Genomic DNA, 19,918 nt, shown 5'->3' on the forward strand with positions numbered 1-19,918 from the left:
TCATCGCACGCCTCCCGCGGCCGCGCCCTGGGTCGCCGGCTGGCCGAGCATGAAGTCCGACTTGGGCTGGCGCGCAGGATCGGCGCGGTCGTACACCCGCGCGCCGTCGATGTAGACCTGCTCGGCCTTGGCGTAGACGCTGAAGGGATTGCCGTTCCACACCACCACGTCGCCCATCTTTCCGGCCTCCAGGGTGCCGGTGCGTTCGCCGATGCCCAGCGCCTTGGCCGGGTTCTGGGTCAGCCAGCGGATCGCGCGTTCCGGCGCGATCTCGATCCCGGCCAGGCGCGCGTGCGCGATCACCTTGGCCGCTTCCTGGTTGAGCCGCTGGATGCCTTCCTCGGAATCCGAGTGCACGATCGCGCAGCTGTTGGCCGGGCGGTCGACGATGGCGATGTTCTCCTGGATGCCGTCGAAGGCCTCCATCTTGAAGCCCCACCAGTCGGCCCACAGCGCGCCGCAGACGTTCTCGGCGGCGAGCCGGTCGGCGATCTTGTAGGCCTCCACGCCGTGGTGGAAGGCGCTGATCTTGAAGCCGAACTCCTTGGCCAGGTCGAGCATGGTGGTCATTTCATCGGCGCGGTAGCAGTGGATGTGGACCAGGATGTCGCCCTTGATCGCGCCGGCCAGGGTGTCGAGCTTGAGGTCGCGCTTGCCGCCGGTGTCCTTCTCGCTGTCGCTCGCGGCCGGCGCGCTGGAACTCTGCCACCAGCGCTTCTTCGCCGGCTTGGCCGCCTTGGGCGTGGTCTTGCGCAGGTATTCGCTGGCGTCGATGAAGGCCGCTCGGTAACCGGCGACGTTGCCCATGCGCGTGCCCGGCGAGACGTTGCGGCTGCCGTAGACGCGCTTGGGGTTCTCGCCGCAGGCCATCTTCAGGCCCCACGGCGCGCCGGGGAACTTCATCGCCTGGTAGCTGCCGGCCGGCACGTTCTTGAGGGTGACCCCGCGGCCGCCGATCAGGTTGGCCGAGCCGGGCAGGATCTGCAGCGAGGTGATGCCGCCGGCCAGCGCGGCGGCGAAGCCGGGGTCCTGCGGCCAGATCGAATGCTCGGCCCAGACGTTGGGGGTGACCGGGCTGGTCATCTCGTTGCCGTCGCTGTGCGCGCTGACGCCCGGGCTGGGGTAGACGCCCAGGTGCGAGTGCACGTCGATGATGCCGGGGGTGATCCACTTGCCGCTGGCGTCGACCCGGGCGGCGTCGGCCGGCGCGTCGAGCCCGCTGCCGACGGCGACGATCTTGCCGCCCTGCAGCAGCACGTCGGCGCCGTCCAGGCGCTGGCCGGTGCCGGTCAGCACGGTCGCGCCGCGCAGCAGCACCGGGCCGGAGGCGACCGGCCGGTAGGTGCTGGGATAGGGGTCCTGGGTGTAGCGCGAGGCGGGCGCGGGCGCCGCGGCCTGCGCCGCGCCGGCGAGCAGGACCAGGCCGCAACCGGCCAGGAAGGGTCGGAACATGGTTTCCCCCGAAGAACGCGGACAGATGGGACTGGCGCCGGGGCCAGCTTCGGAACCGTAGCCGCCGCCCGCGACCGTGCCAACCCTGACGATGGTCATGGCCGTGCGACAATACCGGCACTACAACAACAAAAAAGGGAAAACCCCATGAAAGACAAAGAACAGATCGTCGAAAACTGGCTGCCGCGCTACACCGGCGTGCCCCTGGACCAGTTCGGCGAACACGTCCTGCTGACCAACTTCGGCGGCTACCTGCACACCTTCGCCCGCCTGACCGGCGCGCAAGTGGTCGGCCTGGACCGGCCGATGCCGAGCGCCACCGCCGACGGCATCACCATGATCAACTTCGGCATGGGCAGCCCCAACGCTGCGACCATGATGGACCTGCTGTCGGCGATCGCGCCCAAGGCGGTGCTGTTCCTGGGCAAGTGCGGCGGGCTCAAGCGCAAGAACGAACTCGGCGACCTGGTCCTGCCGATCGCGGCGATCCGCGGCGAAGGCACCTCCAACGACTACCTGCTGCCCGAAGTCCCGGCGCTGCCGGCGTTCGCCTTGCAGCGCGCGGTATCGACCACGATCCGCGACCTCGGCCACGACTACTGGACCGGCACCGTCTACACCACCAACCGCCGGGTCTGGGAACACGACGAAGCCTTCAAGGAGCGCCTGCGCGCGATGCGTTGCATGGCCATCGACATGGAGACCGCGACCGTGTTCGCCGCCGGCTTCGCCAACCGCATTCCCTGCGGCGCGCTGCTGCTGGTGTCGGACCAGCCGATGATCCCGGAAGGCGTCAAGACCGAGGCCTCCGACGCCAAGGTCAGCGCCAGCTACGTCGATACCCACATCGGCGTCGGCATCGAGGCGCTCAAGCTGATCCGCCGCCACGGCAAGTCGGTGCGGCACCTGCGCTTCGACGAGTAAGCGCCGCGCTGCGCCGCCGACCGCGGCGCAGCGGCTCCGGCCGCTCCGGCCGCTCCGGCGGCGCGGCAGCGGCAATGACTGCTGGCACGAGACCGCGCCGGCCCGGTGGGAGATGCTGCAGGCCCTTGGCGCCGGCGCGCCGGCAGTGCGCGCCCGCGCCGCCACCTGTTCGCGAGTCCTCATATGCGTGCCGCCATCCGCTGCTTGCTCGGTTTGTGCTTGTGCCTTCCCTTGGTCGCGGCCGCCGCGCAGGCGCCCGCCGATCCGGCGCTGGAGCGCGTGCTGGCGCGCTGGGACGGCGACGCCCGCGGCGACCTCAAGGCGGTGGTGGTGCTGCGCGACGGCCAGCTGGCGGCGCAGCGCTACTACGGCGGCAACGACGCGCAGTCGTTGCACGACATCCGTTCGGCCGGCAAGAGCGTGACCGCGCTGCTGGCGGGAATCGCGGCCGATCGCGGGCGCCTGCGCTTCGATCAGCCGGCCGCGCGCTGCCTGCCCGCGGCGGGCGAGGCGCTGGCCGGCGTGCGCGTGAGCGATCTGCTGAGCATGCGCTCGGGCCTGGACGCCGACGACGAGAACCCGCAGTCGCCCGGCAACGAGGACCGCCTGGACGAGGCCGCCGACCCGGCGGCGTTCGCCTTGTCGGCGCCGCGGCGCGAGCCGCCGGGGACGCGCTACGCCTACAACTCGCTGACCGCCTACCTCGCCGGCCTGTGCGTGGAAGGCGCGAGCGGACAGCCGCTGGACGCGTTCGCCGACGAGCACCTGTTCGCGCCGCTGGGCATCGCGCAATGGCGCTGGCAGCGCGACGCCGGCGGCCACGCCAAGGGCCAGGGCAACCTGTCGTTGCGCGCGGGCGACTTCGCCCGCATCGGCCAGATGGCGCTCGACGACGGCCGCTGGCAGGGCCGCGCGATCGTGCAGGCCGACACCTTGCGCGCGATCCTGGCGCCGCGCGTGCGCATCGGCGCGGTCGATCCCTACGCCGACGAGTACGGCTGCTTCTGGTACCGCAAGCGCCTGCGCGTCGGCGCGGACGAAGTGCCGGTGGTGTTCGCCTCGGGCAACGGCGGCAACAAGCTCTACCTGGTGCCGTCGCTGCGCATGGTGGTGGCGATCCAGTCCAGCGCCTACGGCCGCGGCTACGGCCAGCGCCGCTCGCAGGACATCCTGCGCGCGTTGCTGCGCGCCGCGGCGGACGCCGCCGGCGGAACTGCGAAGTCGCGCTGAACGCTTCATGGATTGTCACAAAACCCCTATTTTTATAGGGGTTTTGCGACGCGCGACACGCGACATCCGAAGGCCTGAGACCTCGGTCCGCGACACTGTCCTCCACGACCGGAGGACAGGTCATGGAACAGCTCATCTTCACCGTCATCGGCGCCCTGCTCACCTGGGCCTTCTACTTCATCCAGCGCATCGCCGAACGTCGCGGCACCGTCGACGCGATCGAGCGCGGCAAGCAGTTGCTCGCGCTCAAGCAGGAACTCGACGGCGCGCACACCAGCGTCGAGGAACTGCAGCGCTTCGAGAGCCGCCTGATCGGCAAGGCCGAGCACGCCGCGCGCGTGGCCGACAGCTACGTCGGCAAGGCCGAGGCGATCGCCCGCGACCAGGGCGATGCCGCGGTCAGCCAGGCCGACATGAACCAGCAGGCGGTGGCCGAACTCGGCCGCGAGCAGGCGCGCCTGGACGCGGTGGTCGCGCACCTGCGCGACCGGCTCGACGGCGACGGCCGCGCCGCGTTCGAGCGCGCCCACAACGCCTGGTCGGCGTTCCGCGAGCAGCACGCGCGCTTCGTCGCCCAGTCGTACTCCGCCGGTTCGGTGCGGCCGCTGATCTACGCGGTGACGATGGAGAGCATCACCGTGGCCTGGATCAACGAGCTGGAAACCCAGCTCGGCGAAGGCGCCTGATCGCCGCGGACGCGGCGATCTACCTGTAGGAGCGGCGCAAGCCGCGACCGCGAAACTTCGCTTGCGTCGTACCTGCATCGCAGTTGCGATGTCGCGGTCGCGGCTCGCGCCGCTCCTACAGGGGGACCTCGTTGCTGCGCAGCGTCGTGTTAGGGTGCGGCTCCATCCCCCTTCACGGATCCGCCATGCCCGTCACCGCCCAAGAGGTCGTCGCGTTCTGGCGCGACGCCGGCCCGGCACGCTGGTTCGACCGCGACGACCGCTTCGACCAGCAATGCCGCATCGGCTTCCTCGAAGCGCACTTCGCCGCGGCGCAGCGCGCGCACGACGACTGGGTCGAACGCGACGCCGAATCGGCGCTGGCGCTGCTGATCCTGCTCGACCAGATCCCGCGCAACGTGTTCCGCGGCAGCGCCCATGCCTTCGCCACCGATCCGCTGGCGCGCCATTACGCGCGGCGCGCGCTGGAGCTCGGCCACGATCAAAAGATCGAGGCGCCGCTGCGGCCGTTCTTCTACCTGCCGCTGGAGCATTCCGAAGACCTCGGCGACCAGCAGCGCTCGGTCGAGCTGCACCGCGCGTTGCCGCCGTCGGCCGACGGCAGCGATCCGGCGCAGTGGGCGGTGCAGCACCAGCGCATCATCGAGCGCTTCGGGCGCTTTCCGCACCGCAATCCGGTACTGGGGCGGGCGACCACGGCCGAGGAACAGGCCTATCTCGACGGCGGCGGCTTCAAGGGCTGAGGCGCGCCGCGCGGACGCGACCCGAGGCGGCCAGGGCCTCAGACGACCCGAGGCGGCCAAGGCCGCAAAACGACTCGGGGCGGCCAAGGCCGCCCCGAATCCCCGTAGCCGACGCGTGCGACGTTCAGCCCATCGAGCGCGAACGGCTCTCGTTCTGCTGCTGGGCCAGTTGCTGGTCGCGCTGCGTGTTCTGGCCCTGCACCGAGCGGTCGACCTGCTCGGTGCTCGCCACCAGCGTCTGCTGCATGGCCTGCTCGGTCGGCACCGACACCGCGTTGTGGTGGACCGAGCGCGGATCGCCCTGGACCGCGAAGAGGTGCTGTGCGTCCTTGCCCAGCACGACCTTGTCGATGTCGCGCAGGTTGCCGGCCACCGCCGCGGCGGTCAGCGCGCCGGCCGCGCGCGCGGTCGCGTCGTCGGACACGCGGCCGTGGCGCGTGTCGATCTCGCTCATGCCGGCGAAGGCCTTGTTGAACATCGGGTTGTGCGAATGGTTCGGATCGCTGAGCAGCGGCCCGCCGGGCTGGCGCGCGTCGTTGGCGGACAGGCCCGGGAAGCGGATGTGCGGGATGTTGTTCTGCAACCGGTCCCAGCCGTCCTTGACCGCGCCGCGCACCTTGTCGCCGGCTTCCTGCAGGCGCTCGCCGGCGTCCTGGGCGCCGCGCTTGGCCTTGTCGTAGCCGTCCTGCACGCCCTGCTTGGCGCGATCGTAGCCTTCCTGCACCCCGTGCTTGGCCCGGTCGTAGCCCTCCTGCACGCCGTGCTTGGCCCGGTCGTAACCGTCCTGCACGCCCTGCTTGGCGCGGTCGTAGCCCTGCTGCACGCCTTCCTTGGCGTCCTCGTAGCGATGCTTGATCTCGCGCTTGAGCACGTCGGGCATGCCCGCGGTCGGCTCCTTGGGCAGCTTCCAGTCCGACAGGTCCTTGCCGTTGGTGATGACCGCGCGCATCTGGTAGATGTCGTTGCGGAACGAATCGAACATGTCCTTGTTCTTGGCGTAGGTCTGCCGGTTGGCGTCGCTGAGCAGCGGCGGCCCGGAAATGTCGTTCTGCTTGTAGAACTGGGTGACGCTGTGCGGATCGAAGCCGACCTTCTTGATGTCGGCGGCGAAGCCGGCGATGCCCTGGGTGCGCGGGTCCTGCTTGTCGGCGAGCAGGTCCTTGGCGTCCTTGTCGATCGCGTACAGCCGCACTTCGCCCAGGTGCTTGCTGGCGGAGCTGACGATGTCGGTGGCGCGGGCGTGGTTGACGATGTCGAGCTTGGCGCCCTTGGGCAGGTGCAGGTCGAGGCTGGCCGCGCCGTAGGCGTTGAAGGTCTCGCCGTGCAATCCGTACTTGGCCGCGGTGGCCTGGGCCAGGGTGCCGCCCTGCGAGTGGCCGGTGACCGAGACCTGCGCGGCGTGGCCGTTGACCGGATAGCGCTCGGCCAGCTTCATCGCCATTTCGGTCAGTTCGTTGGCGTGCTTGACCTGCGGGTTGGTGCGGTTGAGCACCATGTTGCCGTTGCCGCCGACCCAGTCCTGCACGGCGCTGGTGAGGCCGCCTTCGGACCCGCGGTGGGCGACCACGATCTCGCCGGACTTCACGTCCTGGTAGATCGTGCCCTGGTATCCGCTGACGAAGTCCGAGGAGGTCTTGAGGACCTTGTACTCGCGGCCTTCGACGGAAATCTTCGCGCCTTCCTGCTTGGCGCGGTCCTGGTAGCTGTCGTCGGCGAGGGAGGCGTAGGCGCGGCTGGGCAGCGTCATTGTTCGATCTTCCTGGACTGGAACACGACCTCGAAGTCCTCGGCGGACGGCGAACGCTCGCCGGCGAGGGTCATGGGATGGAACTCGATCGGATCGGGCGACAGCGCGAACAGCGACTTCGGCGCGAAGGTCACTTGCTGCGCGCCGCCGACGATCGCCTCGTTCCAGGTCTCGGTGGAGAACACCGCGGGCTTGGCGGTCAGGGTCGCGCCGACCGCGGTGAGCTTCCAGTGGCACACGCCCAGGCCGTAGTAGTCCTCGTCCAGCAGCGCGTCGGCGAAGAATTCTGCGCGGTACTCGGTATCGGAGACCTTGCGGAACTGCAGCGGCACGGTCTCGCTCGGGCGGTTGCGCACGCCGGCCAGCGCGCGGGTCTGGTCGAGCGGGATGCAGGCGTCCTGTTCGGCGGGAATGTCGAACTGGGCGCTGCCGGCGACCTGCTCGAACGCGCGCGGCGCGTTGCGCACGGTCATTACGACTTCGTACTTGTGCTGCGGATTCGGATTGGCCTTGACCTGCGGCGGCGGCACCGGTTGCTGGCAGGCGGCGGTAGAAACGGTCATCAAGGTCACCACTGAGGCAAGAAAAAAGGACTTCATGGGCGGCATGCGCAGGGTCTCAGGACAGCGGCGGGCCGCAGCGGGCGCGCGCAAGAGCGCGCGGCCGTTGCGGCCAGGGCCGTGCCGGGATCGTCGGGAGGAGGGGGCGGCCCGCGCCGCGGGCGTGCGGCGCGGCAGCGGCCGTGCAAGGCGGCGCGGATGCGGGCGCGAAGGCGCTGCGGCGGGTCCGGCTCGCCGTCGGCGAGGCGGCCTGGCGCGCAACACAGGCGATTCGTCCTGAATCCATGGTGGGGCTCGCCGCGCCCGGTTCCAGGCGCGTAGTGAGACGAGTATCGCTAAGCCGCTGGCGGGCGGCAAGCCGCGGCCCTGGGCGGCGGCGGCGCCCGCGCTGGCCCGTGCCACCGCGGCCGTGCGCCTGCGAGCGGGTTCGCACAGGCCGCAAACGACGAAGCCGCGGCTCGCAGGCCGCGGCTTCGCCAGGCGCAACCGATCGCGCGCTCAGTACTTGGCGATGCCGCCGCCGAGGTCGGCCCAGGCGTCGATGCCGCCGACCACGTTGTAGACCTCGCGGAACCCGAGCTGGCGGAAATGCTCCGCCGCCTGCGCGCTGCGCCCGCCGCGGTGGCACAGGAACGCGACCGGCGCGTCCTTGGGCAGGCCTTCCAGCGCGTCGGTGCCGTGGTCGAAGGTGTCGAAGGCGACATCGGCCTGGGCCAGCGCGCGTTCGTCGGCCGGGCGCACGTCGATCAGGCGCAGGCTGCCGGCCTGCACGCGCTCGCGCACCTGCGCCGGCGCGATCGAACGCACCGCCGCCGGCGCGTTCGGATTGTTGATCACCAGGCCGCGGCCGCGTTCGTCGTCGGCCCAGTCGATCGACACGCCGTCGGCGCGGCGCGCGTTGATCCAGTCGGTCTGCACGCGCACGCCGCCGATCTCCACCGCGACCGCGTCGGCGTCCGCCGGCGCCAGCTGCAGGCGCACGTTGTGGCGCGCGTCGACGTCGAGCTGCACCGCATAGTTCTCGCCCGCGCCGGCGACCGCGTCGCGCAGCATCTTCGCCGCGGCCGCGCTGATCTCCAGCTTCGGCGGGCTGCGGTCGGGCGCCGGCAGGCCGAGCGCGCCGTGCAGTTCGCCGTTGCCGGCCATCTGCAGAATGATGTCGCTGCCGCCGACCAGCTGGCCGTCGATGTACAGCTGCGGGATGGTCGGCCACTCGCCGTAGGCCTTGATGCCCTCGCGGATTTCGGCGTCGCTGAGCACGTCGACGTGCGCATAGCCCTGCGGCAGCAGCGCGTTGAGGGTGCCGGCGGCCTTGGCCGAGAAACCGCACTGCGGCGCGTCCGGCGCGCCCTTCATGAACAGCACGACGCGGTTGGACTGGAGCAGGGATTCGATGCGCGAACGCAGGTCGGGAGTGAGGGACATGGGCTTGGCGGAAGCTGACGGAAGTCCTGGGCACATGGGGGCGCCGGCGCGGCGATGCAAGTGGAGCGGCGGCGGCCGGCCCCGGCTTGCCTGCCTGGGAAGGTTTCAGGACTCCGCGTGGGTGGGAGGGCCCTCGGGCCCGCCGCGCCTCGGTTCGCGACCGCGCCACGGGGCCGGACGTCCGGCGCGGCCGGGATGCCCCGCAACCGCCGCCCCGCTACGATGAGCGTCCCGCCCGATTCGCGCTCGACGCCCGCCCGCCGATGCCTCCCACGGTCCGCCATCGCCCGCCGCGCCACCCCGAGGCCGCGCCGTGGCTGTTCGCGGCCTCGCAACTGGGCGTGCTCGGCCTGTGGTGGGTGGCCGGCTGGACGGTCGGCCTGCCGGCGCTGGCGCTGAGCCACGCGGCGCTGTTGTGGGGCACCCTGCGCCCCGGCTCGGCCTTGTTCAGCCCGGTGCTGCGGCGCCTGCCCACGCGCGAGCCGGTGGTGTGGCTGACCATCGACGACGGCCCGTCCGACGACACCGCCGCGATGCTCGACCTGCTCGACGCGCACGGCGCCAAGGCGACCTTCTTCGTCGTCGCCGAACGCGCGCGGGCGCGGCCGGAGCTGCTGGCCCGGATCGTGCAGCGCGGCCACGGCGTCGGCCATCACAGCGGCAGCCATCCTTCGGCGGCGTTCTGGCGGCTGGGCCCGGCGGCGATGCGGCGCGAGATCGTCGAGGCCGACCGGACCTTGCGTGAATTGCTGCCCGGCTACCGCCTGCACTGGTTCCGGGCGGTGGTCGGCATGGCCAATCCTTTCGTCGCACGCGGGCTCAAGCGCTGCGGCCTGGCGCGGGTGGCGTGGAGCGCGCGCGGTTTCGACGCGGTGGCGGCGGAACCGGCGCGGGTGGTGGCGCGGGTCGAGCGCGGCCTGAGGCCTGGCGCGATCGTGCTGATGCACGAGGGCGCGGGGCACGGGCGCAGCGTGGAGACGATGGCGGTGTTGTTGGCGCGGTTGCAGGCGTTGGGGTATCGCTGCGTGTTGCCCGAAGCGCGCGAGTAGGTGCATTTGTTGTGGGTAGGAGCGGCGCGAGCCGCGACTGCGACGATGCAACTACGACGAAACTTTCGCAATCGCCGCGCTGGCGCGGTCGCGGCTTGCGTCGCTCCTACAGGGGGCGTTCCGCGGCGGGTTCGGCCTTTGTGTGTTCGTACGTGTGACGACAAGCCTCGATCAAGAGCTTCCGTCCGCAAGCGGCCGGGTCACTTTCTTTGTCCAAAGCCACAAAGAAAGTAACCAAAGAAAGTGCTTTTCCCTGTTTCGAATCAAAAGCCACTATGGCTCGAAAGGGGCGCGGGGCCGCGCCATAAGGGGCTTCCTGCCCCATGGCGCGCGTGCGCATCCATGCGCACGCCCTGCGGGGCTGCGAGACGTGTGCTTCGCGTGGGGTTGCGTCCGAGCGAAGAGCAACGGCAACGGCAAAATGGATTCCGGCTTTCGCCGGAATGACGGGCTGGCGTCGCGCGTAGTTGCGGCTGCTGCAGTCGGATGCGGCCGCAGCCCACTGTAGGAGCGGCGCGAGCCGCGACCGCGAAAATCCGATCGCGACGAACGCCGTCCCGCGTCGCTGCCGCAGGCAGGCGCGATCGGCATCGCACCGCGAAGCCGGGCCGCAACCCGCGGCCGATCATTCCCTCGCCGCGACGATCCGCCAGTTGTTGAACGGCGTGCGCCCGAACATCGGCGTGAACTCCACCCGCAATCCCGCCGCCTGCAGGCGTTCGCGCAAGGCTTCGCCGTCGGGGTAATAGCGCGGGGTCGCGTTCATCCATCCCAGCGCGCGCGAGAACAGGTCGACCGCGCGGGTCACCCGTGCGCGGCCGGTGCCGTCGTCCAGGCCGGTGCGGATCACCAGGCGCGCGCCGGGCACCAGCATCGCGATCATCGCGTCGATCGCGCGCGCCTGGGCCGGGTAGGGGATGAACTGCAGCACGTCCAGGATCGCCACGCTGCCGCGGTGTTCGGGCAGTTCGCGCGACAGGTCCATGACCGCGAAGCCGGCGGTGTCCAGGCCGACCCGCGCGGCGGCGCGGCCGGCGCGGCGGATCTTGGCGGCGTCGCTGTCGACCCCGCGGTAGGGCAGGGCGATGCCGTCGGCGCGCAGGGTGTGGGCGAGCAGGCCCAGGCCGCAGCCCAGGTCCAGCAGCGGCGCGCGGGTGCCGCGCAGCGCCTGGCTGACGCCGGGGTAGAGCGGGTCGCTGCCGAGCTTGGCGCGGCTGTAGTAATAGTCCCAGCGATTACCGAGCGGATGCTCGGGCAGATAGGCGCGGGCGATCCGCAGGGCCTGGCCGGGAGGCATGGCTTGTACCGCTGAAGTCATTCGGGTCGGACGTTCCCCCGGCGTCGTCGTTGCCGGTGCCCGCAGTGTGGCACCGGCCGGCCCCGGGCGAAAACCGCGGTTTGCGGCCGCGGCGGCGGGTATTACCAATGAACACATTCGTCGCCGCAGCGCGGGGCCGCGCGGCACGGCCGGCGAACGCTGCGCGAGTGGCGCGTGGCTTGGTTGCGCGTCAGCCGGAGGCGCTTCAGCAGGAGCGCGCAACGGCCTGACCGGAACGGGGCCCGGGCGAGGCGGCCGCCGCTGTCCGGCCGGCCCGCCCCGCCGCTCAGCCCTGCCGCAACAGGCCTTCGGCCACCGGCAGCGCCAGCTCGGTCCAGCGCGCGTACATCTGCGCCGAGGGATGCAGCCCGTCGTCGGCCAGCATCGCCGGCTGCGCGGCGAGTTCGCGCGAAAGCGGCGCGATGTCGACGAAGGCCACGCCGTGACGCACGCAGATCTCGCTGGCGGTGATGTTGAACACGTCCAGCTCGGCGCCGATGACCGCCGCGCCGCGCTTGTCCTGGGCGCCGAACGGGGTTGCGCCCCAGTCGGGGATCGACAGCGCCAGCACCCGGTCGGGCCGGCCGCGGGCGTAGCCGATCGCGCGTTCGAGCAGCTGCCGGTACTCGCCGGCGTATTGCGCGGCGCTGCGGCCGCGGTACTGGTTGTTGACGCCGATCAGCAGGCTGACGAAGTCCCACTCGCCCAGCGGTTCGGCCAGGTCCAGGGCCAGCGCCAGTTCGTCGGTGGTCCAGCCGGTGGTGGCGATGATGCGCGGCGCGGCCAGCCCGACGCCGCGCGCGCGCAGGCCGGCGGCCAGCTGCACCGGCCAGCGCCCGGCTTCGGGGACCGCCTCGCCGATGCTGTAGCTGTCGCCCAGCGCCAGGTAGGACTGCGCCATCGGCGGCGCTCAGGCCACCGCGGCGCGCGGCGCGCCGGCGCGTTCGGCGTAGCGGTCGAGCACGCGCTCGATCCGGCCGAACACCTCGCGCACGTCCTCCGGCTGCGGCAGCAGGGTCACGCGGAAATGGTTGCGGTAGGGGACGTTGAAGCTCGAGCCGGGGACCACCAGCACGTCCTCGGTCTCCAGCAGCTCCAGCGCGAACTGGTGGTCGTCGAAGCCCTGCGCGGCCGCGCCGGTCACCGACGGGAACGCGTACAGCGCGCCGGCGGGCACGACCAGGTGCAGGTGCCGGCTGGCCTGGACCGCTTCGATCACCGCGCGCCGCGCCTCGAACAGGCGTCCGCCCGGCTGGCACAGCGGGGTGATGGTGTCGGTGCCGTCGAGCGCGGCCTCGATCGCGAACTGGCCCGGCACGTTGGCGCACAGGCGCAGCGCGCCGAGCAGGTCCATGGCGTGGTGGAAGTCGCCGCTGGCGACCGGGTCGCCCGACAGCACCGCCCAGCCGACCCGCCAGCCGCAGGCGCGGTGGACCTTGGACAGGCCGCCGAAGCTCAGGCAGGGCAGGTCGCCGGCGATCGGCGCGACCGGGACGAACTGCGCGCCGTCGTAGAGGATCGAGTCGTAGATCTCGTCGCACATCAGCAGCAGCTTGTGCTTGGCGGCGATGGCGACGATGCGTTCGATCAGCTCGCGCGGGTAGGCCGCGCCGGTCGGGTTGTTCGGGTTGATCAGCACGATCGCGCGGGTGCGGCTGGAGACCAGTTGCTCGATCTCGTCCGGATCGGGCAGGAAGCCGTTCTCCGGCTGGCAGCGGTAGTACACCGGGCGGCCGTCGTTGAGGATGGTCGCGGCCGACCACAGCGGGTAGTCGGGCGAGGGCAGCAGCACTTCGTCGCCGGGATTGAGCAGGGCGCGCAGCGACAGGTCGATCAGCTCGCTCACGCCGTTGCCGACGAACACCCGCTCGGGCGAGGCGTTGGGCGTGCCGCGGCGCTTGTGGAAGGCGGCGATGGCCTCGCGCGCGGCCGGCAGGCCCTGCTGGTGGGTATAGGGGTCGGTGTCGGCGATGCGCTCGGCGATGGCGCGCTGCAGGTGTTCGGGGGCGCGGAAACCGAACGCGCCGGGGTTGCCGATGTTGAGCTTGATCTGCTTGCGCCCCTGGGCCTCCAACTCGCGAGCTCGCCGGGCCAGTTCACCGCGGATTTCGTAACGGACTTCGGAAAGGCGTTCGCGGGTCTTCAAGGGCGGCAAGGACATCGGGGCGTCACATCGGAAAGTGGATGAACGTCCAGACTAGCCGAATCCGCCCTGGTAAACAGCCTGAATCGGGCGCCCGGGCGCGGCCCGCGACGCGGGCGGGCGCGAAAAAAACCGATCCGGGCCGCGGACCCGGCGCTGCAACCGTTTTCCGCGCCGGTCCGCAGCGCCGGCGCGGATCGGCCCGCGGCCGCGAAAATCCAACCGCGCGACGGCAAAACCGGCGAGCGGGCTATGTAGAATCGCGCCATGCCCAACCGCCTCCCGCGCCTTTGATCCCCGAACTGGCCGCCTTGCAGGCGATCGGTTGGCCGCTGCCGGCCGAGTCGGCCGACGCGGTCCCTGCCGACGCCGACCCCTCCACCCCCGAGCCGACCGCGCCGCCCGACGATCCGGCCTGGCGCCGGCTGCTGGCCGAGCACCCCCAGGCCCGCCCGGCGCGGGTGATCGAGCAGCATCGCAGCGGTTACGTGGTCGCCGACGGCCCCGACAGCGCCGGCTTCAAGGTCGAGTCGCTGCCCGAATGGCAACGCCCGCGGTTCCCGCCCGAACAACGGCCGGGCGTGGGCGACTGGCTGCTGATCGAGCGCAGCGGTTCGCGCGACAAAGTGGTGGCGCTGCTGCCGCGGCACAGCGCGATCAAGCGCGGCGCGGCCGGCGAGCACTACAAGCAGCAGTTGATCGCCGCCAACATCGACACCGTGTTCGTGGTGTGCGGGCTGGACGCGGACTTCAACCCGCGCCGGATCGAGCGCTACCTGCTGCTGGTGCGCGGCGGCGCCGAGCCGGTGATCGTGCTGACCAAGGCCGACGCCGCGCTGGCGGCCGATCCCGAGGCGGTGACGCTGGCCACCGATGCGCTGGTCGAGCTGAGCCAGGGCATCCAGGTGCGCGCGGTCAACGCGCGCGACCGCGACGGCGTGCTCGCCGCGCTGTCGCCGTGGCTGGGCCCGGGCCGCACCGTGGTGCTGGTGGGCTCCTCCGGCGCCGGCAAGTCGACCATCACCAACAGCCTGCTCGGCAGCGACAGGATGAAGACCGGCGCGGTGCGCGAGAGCGACGCGCGCGGCCGCCACACCACCACCCACCGCGCGCTGATCCCGCTGCCGTCCGGCGCCTGCCTGATCGACACGCCGGGCATGCGCGAGCTCAAGCCGACCGGCGAGGAGGACATCGGCGAGAACTTCGCCGACGTCGAGGCGCTGGCCGAGCAGTGCAAGTTCCGCGATTGCTCGCACGATCGCGAGCCCGGTTGCGCGGTGCGCGCGGCGATCGAAGGCGGCAAGCTCGATCCGCAGCGCTTCGCCAATTACCTCAAGCTGCGCGAGGAAGTCGCCGGCGCGGCCAACAAACTGGCCAACCGGCGCGCGCAGAAGTCCGAGGAGAAAGTCCTCGGCAAGGCGCTGAACAAGCGCCTGGACGAGAAGTATGGGCGCCACTGAGCGCGCGCCGCGCGCCGCCTGCGCGGGCCCGTCGCGTCGCGCGTCCTTCCCCTTTTCCCCGAGCCCAGAGGCCGCCGCATGAGCGCCCTCCCGATCGAACTGTCGCCCGACCTGCAGCACCACGCCGAACTCGACGCACGCATGGTCCGCGCCGCGCGCGGGATCAAGCTGCTGACCATGGCCAGCTGGCCGGCCGGCCTGGAAGTGCAGTTCCTCGCCGACTACGCGCGCGGCGCGGCGACGCTGCCGGTCATCGACTATCCCAAGCACGACTTCAGCGACGTGCGCGCCGAGCTGGAGGCGATCGCCCAGGCCGCCGATCCGGACCACCCGCTCGGCGAGTACCTGATCGAATCGGCGCATTCCTGGGGCATCGCCGCGCAATTGCTCGAATGCCTGGGCACCCGCCAGGTCACCGATTACTCGGTGCAGCTGTTCGGCAAGCCCGACGTGGCGCTGCCGGGCCAGGGGCCGAGCACGCGCGAGGCCGCCAACCATTTCATCTCCATCGCCAACGAACTCGACCGCGAACTGATGTCGCCGGCCGAGACCGTGCAGATCTCGGCGACCGCGCTGAGCCTGCAGCTGCAGCGCGACCTGGACGACTACTTCGACAGCCGGGTGATCGAGGTGGTGCTGGACCCGGACCTGATCGCCAAGGCCGCCGCCGGCGCCACCCGCATCCGCCTGCGCAGCGGCGCGGCCTTCAGCGACTACGACCGCCACCAGTTGCTGCAGCACGAGGCCTTCGTGCACTCGCTGACTGCGCTCAACGGCCGCTTGCAGCCGGTGCTGCCGAGCCTGGCGCTGTCCTCGCCGCGCAGCACCGCCACCCAGGAAGGGCTGGCGACCTTCGCCGAGCAGATCACCGGCAGCATCGACATCGGCCGGATGAAGCGGCTGAGCCTGCGCATCGACGCGGTGGCGATGGCGCTGGACGGCGCCGACTTCATCCAGGTATTCGGCTACTTCATCGACGCCGGGCAAACGCCCGACGACAGCTTCGCCTCGGCCCAGCGCGTGTTCCGCGGCGTGCCCACCGCCGGCGGCGCGGCCTTCACCAAGGACACCGTCTACCTGCGCGGCCTGGTCGGCGTGCACACCTTCTTCCGCTGGGCGTTGCGCCAGCAGAAGCTGCACCTGTGCCGCTGGCTGTTCGCCGGCAAGATGACCCTGGGCGACGTGCAGCGCTTCGAGCCGCTGTTCCAGGCCGGCGTGCTGGCGCCGCCGCGCTGGATGCCGCCGTGGATCACCCGCGCGAACGGGTTGGCCGGGATGCTGGCGTTCTCGCTGTTCGCCAACCGCATCCGCCTGGACCACATGGCCGAAGGCGATTTCAGCGAGATCGGTTGATCCGCAATCCCATTGTAGGAGCGGCGCGAGCCGCAACCGCGCCAACGCGACTGCGCCGAAACTTGCGTCGCAGTCGCGTTGGCGCGGTTGCGGCTCGCGCCGCTCCTACAAGGGGCGTCAGCCCATCTGCAGGCCGCCGTTGACGGCGTAATCCGCACCGGTCACGAACGCCGCATCGTCGCCGGCCAGCCACGCGCACAGGCTCGCGACTTCCTCGGGCTTGCCGAGCCGGCGCACCGGCACCGACGCGGCCAGGCGGTCGAGCACGTCGGGCGGGAACGCGCTGATCGCGGCGCTGGCCACGTAGCCGGGCGAGATCGTGTTGACGGTGACTCCGCGCGCGGCGAACTCCTGCGCCAGCGCGCGGGTGAAGCCGTGCATCGCCGCCTTGGCGGTGGCGTAGTTGACCTGGCCGATCTGGCCCTTCTGCGCGCTGACCGAGCCGATGTTGACGATCCGGCCCCAGCCGCGCGCGGCCATGCCGTCGACGACCTGCTTGGTGATGTTGAACAGCGTGTTGAGGTTGCCGGCCATCACCGCGTTCCAGTCGTCGCGGGTCATCTGCCGGAACAGCACGTCGCGGGTGCCGCCGGCGTTGTTGACCAGCACGTCGACCTCGCCGACCTCGGCCTTGACCTTGGCGAACGCGGCGACGGTGGAGTCCCAGTCGGCGGCGTTGCCTTCCGAGGCGATGAAGTCGTAGCCCAACTCGCGCTGCTCGCGCAGCCAGCCGGCCTTGCGCGGCGAATTCGGCCCGCAACCGGCGACCACGGTGTGGCCGCTGTCGGCGAGCTTGCGGCAGATCGCGGTGCCCAGGCTGCCCATGCCGCTGGTGACGTATGCAATGCGAAGAGTCATGACCTAGGTTCCTGTGGGTAGGCTACCTGTAGGAGCGGCGCGAGCCGCGACCGCGGCATCGCGCTTACGACGCAAGCCGCGCTCACGACACAAGCCGAATGTCGCGGTCGCGGCTCGCGCCGCTCGTACAGGAGGGCATCAAGCGGCGAAGGGATACAGCGCGAAGGCGAGCGAAGCGAACATCAGGATCAGCGAGATCAGCACCGCCCACTTCAGGGTGAATTTCTGGTGGTCGGCGAAGTCCACATTGGCCATGCCGACCAACAGATAGGTCGAAGGCACCAGCGGGCTCAGCAGATGCACCGGCTGCCCCGCCAGCGACGCGCGCGCCATTTCCACCGGGGTGATGCCGTAGTGCCCGGCCGCCTCCGACAGGATCGGCAGCACGCCGAAATAGAACGCGTCGTTGGACATGAAGAAGGTGAAAGGCATGCTGGCGATGGCGGTGATCACCGCCAGGTACGGGCCCCAGGCGTCGGGGATCACCGCCAGGAAGCTGCGCGACATCGCCTCGACCATGCCGGTGTTGGACAGGATGCCGGTGAAGATGCCGGCGGCGAAGATCAGCGACACCACCGCCAACACGTTGCCGGCGTGGTTGCCGATGCGACGGCGTTGTTCGGCCAGGTCCGGGTAGTTGATGACCAGCGCGATCGCGAAGCCGATCATGAACAGCACCGGCAGCGGCAGCAGGCCGAGGACCAGCGCCGCCATCAGCGCGGTGGTCAGGCCGGCGTTGACCCATAGCAGCTTGGGCCGCTTGGTGTCCTCGCTGTCGGCCAGGGTCGGCAGGTTGTCGCTGGCGGTATCCAGCTCCGGATTCCAGTCGGCGGCGTGGCCGTCGAGGGTGACGATGCCCAGGCGCTTGCGCTCGCGCAGGCCCAGGTACCACGCCAGCGCGATGATGCTCAGCAGCGAGATCACCATTGCCGGGATCAACGGCACGAACACTTCGCTGGGGTCCACGTGCAGCGCGGTCGCAGCGCGCGCGGTTGGCCCGCCCCACGGGGTCAGGTTCATCACCCCGCTGGCCAGGATGGTCACGCAGGTGAGGTTCAGCGCGTTCATGCGCAGCCGCTGGAACAGCGGCAGCATCGCCGAGACGGTGATCATGTAGGTGGTCGAGCCGTCGCCGTCGAGCGAGATCAGCATCGCCAGCACCGCGGTGCCGACCACGATCTTGACCGGATCGCCCTTCACCAGCTTGAGGATGCGCCTGACGATGGGGTCGAACAGGCCGGCGTCGATCATCACCCCGAAGTAGAGGATGGCGAACATCAGCATCACGCCGGTCGGCGCGATCTTCTTGATCCCCTCGATCATCATCTCGCCGATCCCGGCGCCGAAGCCGCCGGCCAGGGCGAAGGCGATGGGTATCACGATCAGAGCCACCAGCGGCGACAGCCGCTTGCTCATGATCAGATACATGAAGGTGAGGACCATGCCGAAGCCGAGGATGGTCAGCATTGCGGGTTCCTTGCAGGGAAGGTGGAGCGGGAATGCGGGACGGACGATGCGGCGGTCAGTCGCGACGGAACTCTCATCCCGTCATCCCCGCGAACGTGGGGATCCAGGGCGTTTCGAGCGAAAGAGTCAGAAGTCGTACTGAAACCGCCCGGTCACCGCACGCGTGCGGTCGAGCGTCGCGCCCGCGAGCCGGTCGCGGTTGCGGCTTTCGATCAGATCGAGCATGAAGCGCAGGTTCGCGCGCAGGTGCCAGTTCACGCCGACGCTGGTCTGCTGCATCGACACGTCGCTGAAGTTCGCCGCGCCGTTGAGGTGCTGCTTGCCGCGGATGGTGTCGTAGCGCGCCGCGACCACCCAGGCGCCGCTCGCGCGCGCGGGCTTGACCCGGCCGAAGCGGCCGGACTTGGTGTCGTAGGGCATGTTCTCGCCGGTGACGAACCAGCCGACCGTGGCGTAGGCCGAGCGGATCTCGCCGCGCTGGCTGCCGTCGTCGAAATCGGCGCCGCTGAGTTCGGACTGCAGGTACACCGGGCCGCGCGCCAGCGCGAACTCCAGCGAATACTTGTCGACGTCGGTGTCGAGGCCGCGATTGAAGTTCACCAAGGTCGCGCGGCTGTTGTCGGACAGATGCCCGGCCGGGCGCGGGGCGATGCGCAGGCCGTTGGCGCCGTCGCGGCCGGGATGGTCGTAGTACTCGCGCGCCAGCGACAGGCCCAGGTGCAGCGCGTCGCCGGTGTCGTGGCGCGGCGCCCAGGTGCCGCGCGCGCCGAACGCGCGGCCCTTGACCTGCCACACATCGATGCTTTCCAGGCTATAGACGCTGCCGCCGAGGGTGTACGCGTCGCGCGCGGTGATCCAGGCCGCGCCCAGGCGGTACAGCGGCGCGACCGAACTGGCGAACATGCTGCGTTCCATGAACACGCCGTAGTTCGAGCTGATCCGGTCATCGAGAGTGAAGTACTGCTTGAACTGGCCGAGAGTCAGCTTGCCGGCCTTGAAGTCGCGGGTGACGTAGACGTCCTTGGCCTCGATGTTGTCGCCGCTGAACTTGTCCTGCAGCCCGGCGAAGTCGCCTTCGATCTTGTAGCCCCAGCCGTAGAACTTGCCCGACACGTCCAGCCACAGCCGCCGCACTTCGGTGTCGTCGGGGTTCGGCGCGCCGCGGCGGTCGTTGTCGAACTCGGCGAAATCCCAGTGGATGCGGCCGCCGATCTCGGCGGTCACCGGGCCTTCGCCGGCGTCTTCGGCGGCGAAGGCCGGCGTTGCGGACGCAGCGAGCAGGCACAGCGCGACGCACGCGCCGGCGTGGTTGGCGACAGCCATCGATTTTTCTCCCGACCCTTGTTTTCCGGCCTCTTTGCGCGCACAAAGGCGCGACGGGCGCTTATAGTTGGGTCGGCCCGGACGGCCTGTCCCAACCCCTCCAGCGCAGGCTAGGCGGTCGAAGCTGTCAAAGACCTGTCATGGCGTGGACGAGTCGGCGATGTCGTGGCGGAGCGACCG

17 protein-coding genes are annotated in these 19,918 nt (G+C 70.6%); 7 read left to right on the forward strand and 10 right to left on the reverse strand.

What is annotated here, in order from left to right; all coding sequences use genetic code 11:
- The gene (locus BLV01_RS18040; RefSeq protein ID WP_175486085.1) at positions 1-1,452 is read right to left on the reverse strand and encodes an amidohydrolase; all 1,452 of its coding nucleotides are present in this window, start codon (positions 1,450-1,452) and stop codon (positions 1-3) included.
- Between the two features lie 147 nt (positions 1,453-1,599).
- Here BLV01_RS18040 and BLV01_RS18045 point away from each other — a divergent pair, with 147 nt between their 5' ends.
- The 4 genes from BLV01_RS18045 (at position 1,600) to BLV01_RS18060 (ending at position 5,035) form a co-directional block, all read left to right on the forward strand.
- Complete coding sequence (locus BLV01_RS18045; RefSeq protein ID WP_091802949.1) at positions 1,600-2,376, forward strand: AMP nucleosidase; 777 nt, start codon at positions 1,600-1,602, stop codon at positions 2,374-2,376.
- Positions 2,377-2,595: 219 nt separating this feature from the next.
- Complete coding sequence (locus BLV01_RS18050; RefSeq protein WP_175486087.1) at positions 2,596-3,606, forward strand: serine hydrolase domain-containing protein; 1,011 nt, start codon at positions 2,596-2,598, stop codon at positions 3,604-3,606.
- Positions 3,607-3,728: 122 nt separating this feature from the next.
- Positions 3,729-4,292, forward strand: a complete 564-nt coding sequence (locus BLV01_RS18055) for a lysozyme inhibitor LprI family protein (RefSeq protein ID WP_091802970.1) — start codon at positions 3,729-3,731, stop codon at positions 4,290-4,292.
- 185 nt (positions 4,293-4,477) lie between these two features.
- Positions 4,478-5,035 carry a DUF924 family protein gene (locus BLV01_RS18060; RefSeq protein ID WP_091802973.1) on the forward strand — a complete coding sequence of 186 codons (558 nt, stop codon included), beginning with the start codon at positions 4,478-4,480 and terminating at the stop codon, positions 5,033-5,035.
- 124 nt (positions 5,036-5,159) lie between these two features.
- On the opposite strand, the gene BLV01_RS18065 is transcribed toward BLV01_RS18060, so the two are convergent.
- From BLV01_RS18065 to grxD, 3 genes are all read right to left on the reverse strand, one after another.
- The gene (locus BLV01_RS18065) at positions 5,160-6,782 is read right to left on the reverse strand and encodes an XVIPCD domain-containing protein (protein WP_091802978.1); all 1,623 of its coding nucleotides are present in this window, start codon (positions 6,780-6,782) and stop codon (positions 5,160-5,162) included.
- The gene (locus BLV01_RS18070; RefSeq protein WP_091802981.1) at positions 6,779-7,345 is read right to left on the reverse strand and encodes a hypothetical protein; all 567 of its coding nucleotides are present in this window, start codon (positions 7,343-7,345) and stop codon (positions 6,779-6,781) included. Before BLV01_RS18070 ends, BLV01_RS18065 begins: the two co-directional genes overlap by 4 nt.
- 495 nt (positions 7,346-7,840) lie before the next feature.
- Positions 7,841-8,767: a Grx4 family monothiol glutaredoxin gene (gene grxD, locus BLV01_RS18075; protein WP_091802985.1), complete on the reverse strand. Its 927-nt coding sequence runs from the start codon at positions 8,765-8,767 to the stop codon at positions 7,841-7,843.
- 263 nt (positions 8,768-9,030) lie between these two features.
- Here grxD and BLV01_RS18080 point away from each other — a divergent pair, with 263 nt between their 5' ends.
- Positions 9,031-9,816, forward strand: coding sequence for a polysaccharide deacetylase family protein (locus tag BLV01_RS18080; RefSeq protein ID WP_091802988.1), 786 nt, complete (start codon positions 9,031-9,033; stop codon positions 9,814-9,816).
- A gap of 625 nt (positions 9,817-10,441) precedes the next feature.
- Here the strand turns inward: BLV01_RS18080 and BLV01_RS18085 are convergent.
- From BLV01_RS18085 to BLV01_RS18095, 3 genes are all read right to left on the reverse strand, one after another.
- Positions 10,442-11,113, reverse strand: coding sequence for a methyltransferase domain-containing protein (locus tag BLV01_RS18085; RefSeq protein ID WP_091802991.1), 672 nt, complete (start codon positions 11,111-11,113; stop codon positions 10,442-10,444).
- A gap of 307 nt (positions 11,114-11,420) precedes the next feature.
- Positions 11,421-12,035, reverse strand: coding sequence for an SGNH/GDSL hydrolase family protein (locus BLV01_RS18090; protein ID WP_091803009.1), 615 nt, complete (start codon positions 12,033-12,035; stop codon positions 11,421-11,423).
- A gap of 9 nt (positions 12,036-12,044) precedes the next feature.
- A complete protein-coding gene (locus BLV01_RS18095) occupies positions 12,045-13,295 on the reverse strand; it encodes a pyridoxal phosphate-dependent aminotransferase (RefSeq protein ID WP_091803012.1) in 1,251 nt (416 codons plus the stop codon).
- Positions 13,296-13,567: 272 nt separating this feature from the next.
- Between BLV01_RS18095 and rsgA the strand changes: the two genes are divergently transcribed.
- Entirely contained in the window at positions 13,568-14,737 is a 1,170-nt protein-coding gene (gene rsgA, locus BLV01_RS18100) for a ribosome small subunit-dependent GTPase A (protein WP_254782687.1), read from the forward strand.
- A 78-nt stretch (positions 14,738-14,815) separates the two neighbouring features.
- A complete protein-coding gene (locus BLV01_RS18105; RefSeq protein WP_091803018.1) occupies positions 14,816-16,090 on the forward strand; it encodes a flavohemoglobin expression-modulating QEGLA motif protein in 1,275 nt (424 codons plus the stop codon).
- A 117-nt stretch (positions 16,091-16,207) separates the two neighbouring features.
- Here BLV01_RS18105 and phbB read toward each other — a convergent pair whose 3' ends face one another.
- The 3 genes from phbB to BLV01_RS18120 all read right to left on the reverse strand — a co-directional run bounded on the left by phbB (position 16,208) and on the right by BLV01_RS18120 (position 19,738).
- Positions 16,208-16,948: an acetoacetyl-CoA reductase gene (phbB, locus tag BLV01_RS18110; protein ID WP_091803020.1), complete on the reverse strand. Its 741-nt coding sequence runs from the start codon at positions 16,946-16,948 to the stop codon at positions 16,208-16,210.
- A 138-nt stretch (positions 16,949-17,086) separates the two neighbouring features.
- Positions 17,087-18,415, reverse strand: a complete 1,329-nt coding sequence (locus BLV01_RS18115; protein WP_091803023.1) for a CitMHS family transporter — start codon at positions 18,413-18,415, stop codon at positions 17,087-17,089.
- Positions 18,416-18,541: 126 nt separating this feature from the next.
- Positions 18,542-19,738, reverse strand: a complete 1,197-nt coding sequence (locus BLV01_RS18120; RefSeq protein WP_091803026.1) for an OprO/OprP family phosphate-selective porin — start codon at positions 19,736-19,738, stop codon at positions 18,542-18,544.
- Positions 19,739-19,918 lie beyond the last annotated feature (180 nt).

This window comes from Lysobacter sp. yr284, assembly GCF_900107375.1.
Classification (GTDB): Bacteria; Pseudomonadota; Gammaproteobacteria; order Xanthomonadales; family Xanthomonadaceae; genus Lysobacter.

Coding starts and splice junctions, on each gene's coding strand:
- BLV01_RS18040 (WP_175486085.1), bottom strand. CDS start 1,452: ATGTTCCGACCCTTCCTGGCCGGTTGCGGCCTGGTCCTGCTCGCCGGC.
- BLV01_RS18090 (WP_091803009.1), bottom strand. CDS start 12,035: ATGGCGCAGTCCTACCTGGCGCTGGGCGACAGCTACAGCATCGGCGAG.
- BLV01_RS18105 (WP_091803018.1), top strand. CDS start 14,816: ATGAGCGCCCTCCCGATCGAACTGTCGCCCGACCTGCAGCACCACGCC.
- BLV01_RS18060 (WP_091802973.1), top strand. CDS start 4,478: ATGCCCGTCACCGCCCAAGAGGTCGTCGCGTTCTGGCGCGACGCCGGC.
- BLV01_RS18120 (WP_091803026.1), bottom strand. CDS start 19,738: ATGGCTGTCGCCAACCACGCCGGCGCGTGCGTCGCGCTGTGCCTGCTC.
- BLV01_RS18085 (WP_091802991.1), bottom strand. CDS start 11,113: ATGCCTCCCGGCCAGGCCCTGCGGATCGCCCGCGCCTATCTGCCCGAG.
- BLV01_RS18080 (WP_091802988.1), top strand. CDS start 9,031: ATGCCTCCCACGGTCCGCCATCGCCCGCCGCGCCACCCCGAGGCCGCG.
- BLV01_RS18070 (WP_091802981.1), bottom strand. CDS start 7,345: ATGACCGTTTCTACCGCCGCCTGCCAGCAACCGGTGCCGCCGCCGCAG.
- BLV01_RS18095 (WP_091803012.1), bottom strand. CDS start 13,295: ATGTCCTTGCCGCCCTTGAAGACCCGCGAACGCCTTTCCGAAGTCCGT.
- BLV01_RS18115 (WP_091803023.1), bottom strand. CDS start 18,415: ATGCTGACCATCCTCGGCTTCGGCATGGTCCTCACCTTCATGTATCTG.
- grxD (WP_091802985.1), bottom strand. CDS start 8,767: ATGTCCCTCACTCCCGACCTGCGTTCGCGCATCGAATCCCTGCTCCAG.
- phbB (WP_091803020.1), bottom strand. CDS start 16,948: ATGACTCTTCGCATTGCATACGTCACCAGCGGCATGGGCAGCCTGGGC.
- BLV01_RS18055 (WP_091802970.1), top strand. CDS start 3,729: ATGGAACAGCTCATCTTCACCGTCATCGGCGCCCTGCTCACCTGGGCC.
- BLV01_RS18065 (WP_091802978.1), bottom strand. CDS start 6,782: ATGACGCTGCCCAGCCGCGCCTACGCCTCCCTCGCCGACGACAGCTAC.
- BLV01_RS18045 (WP_091802949.1), top strand. CDS start 1,600: ATGAAAGACAAAGAACAGATCGTCGAAAACTGGCTGCCGCGCTACACC.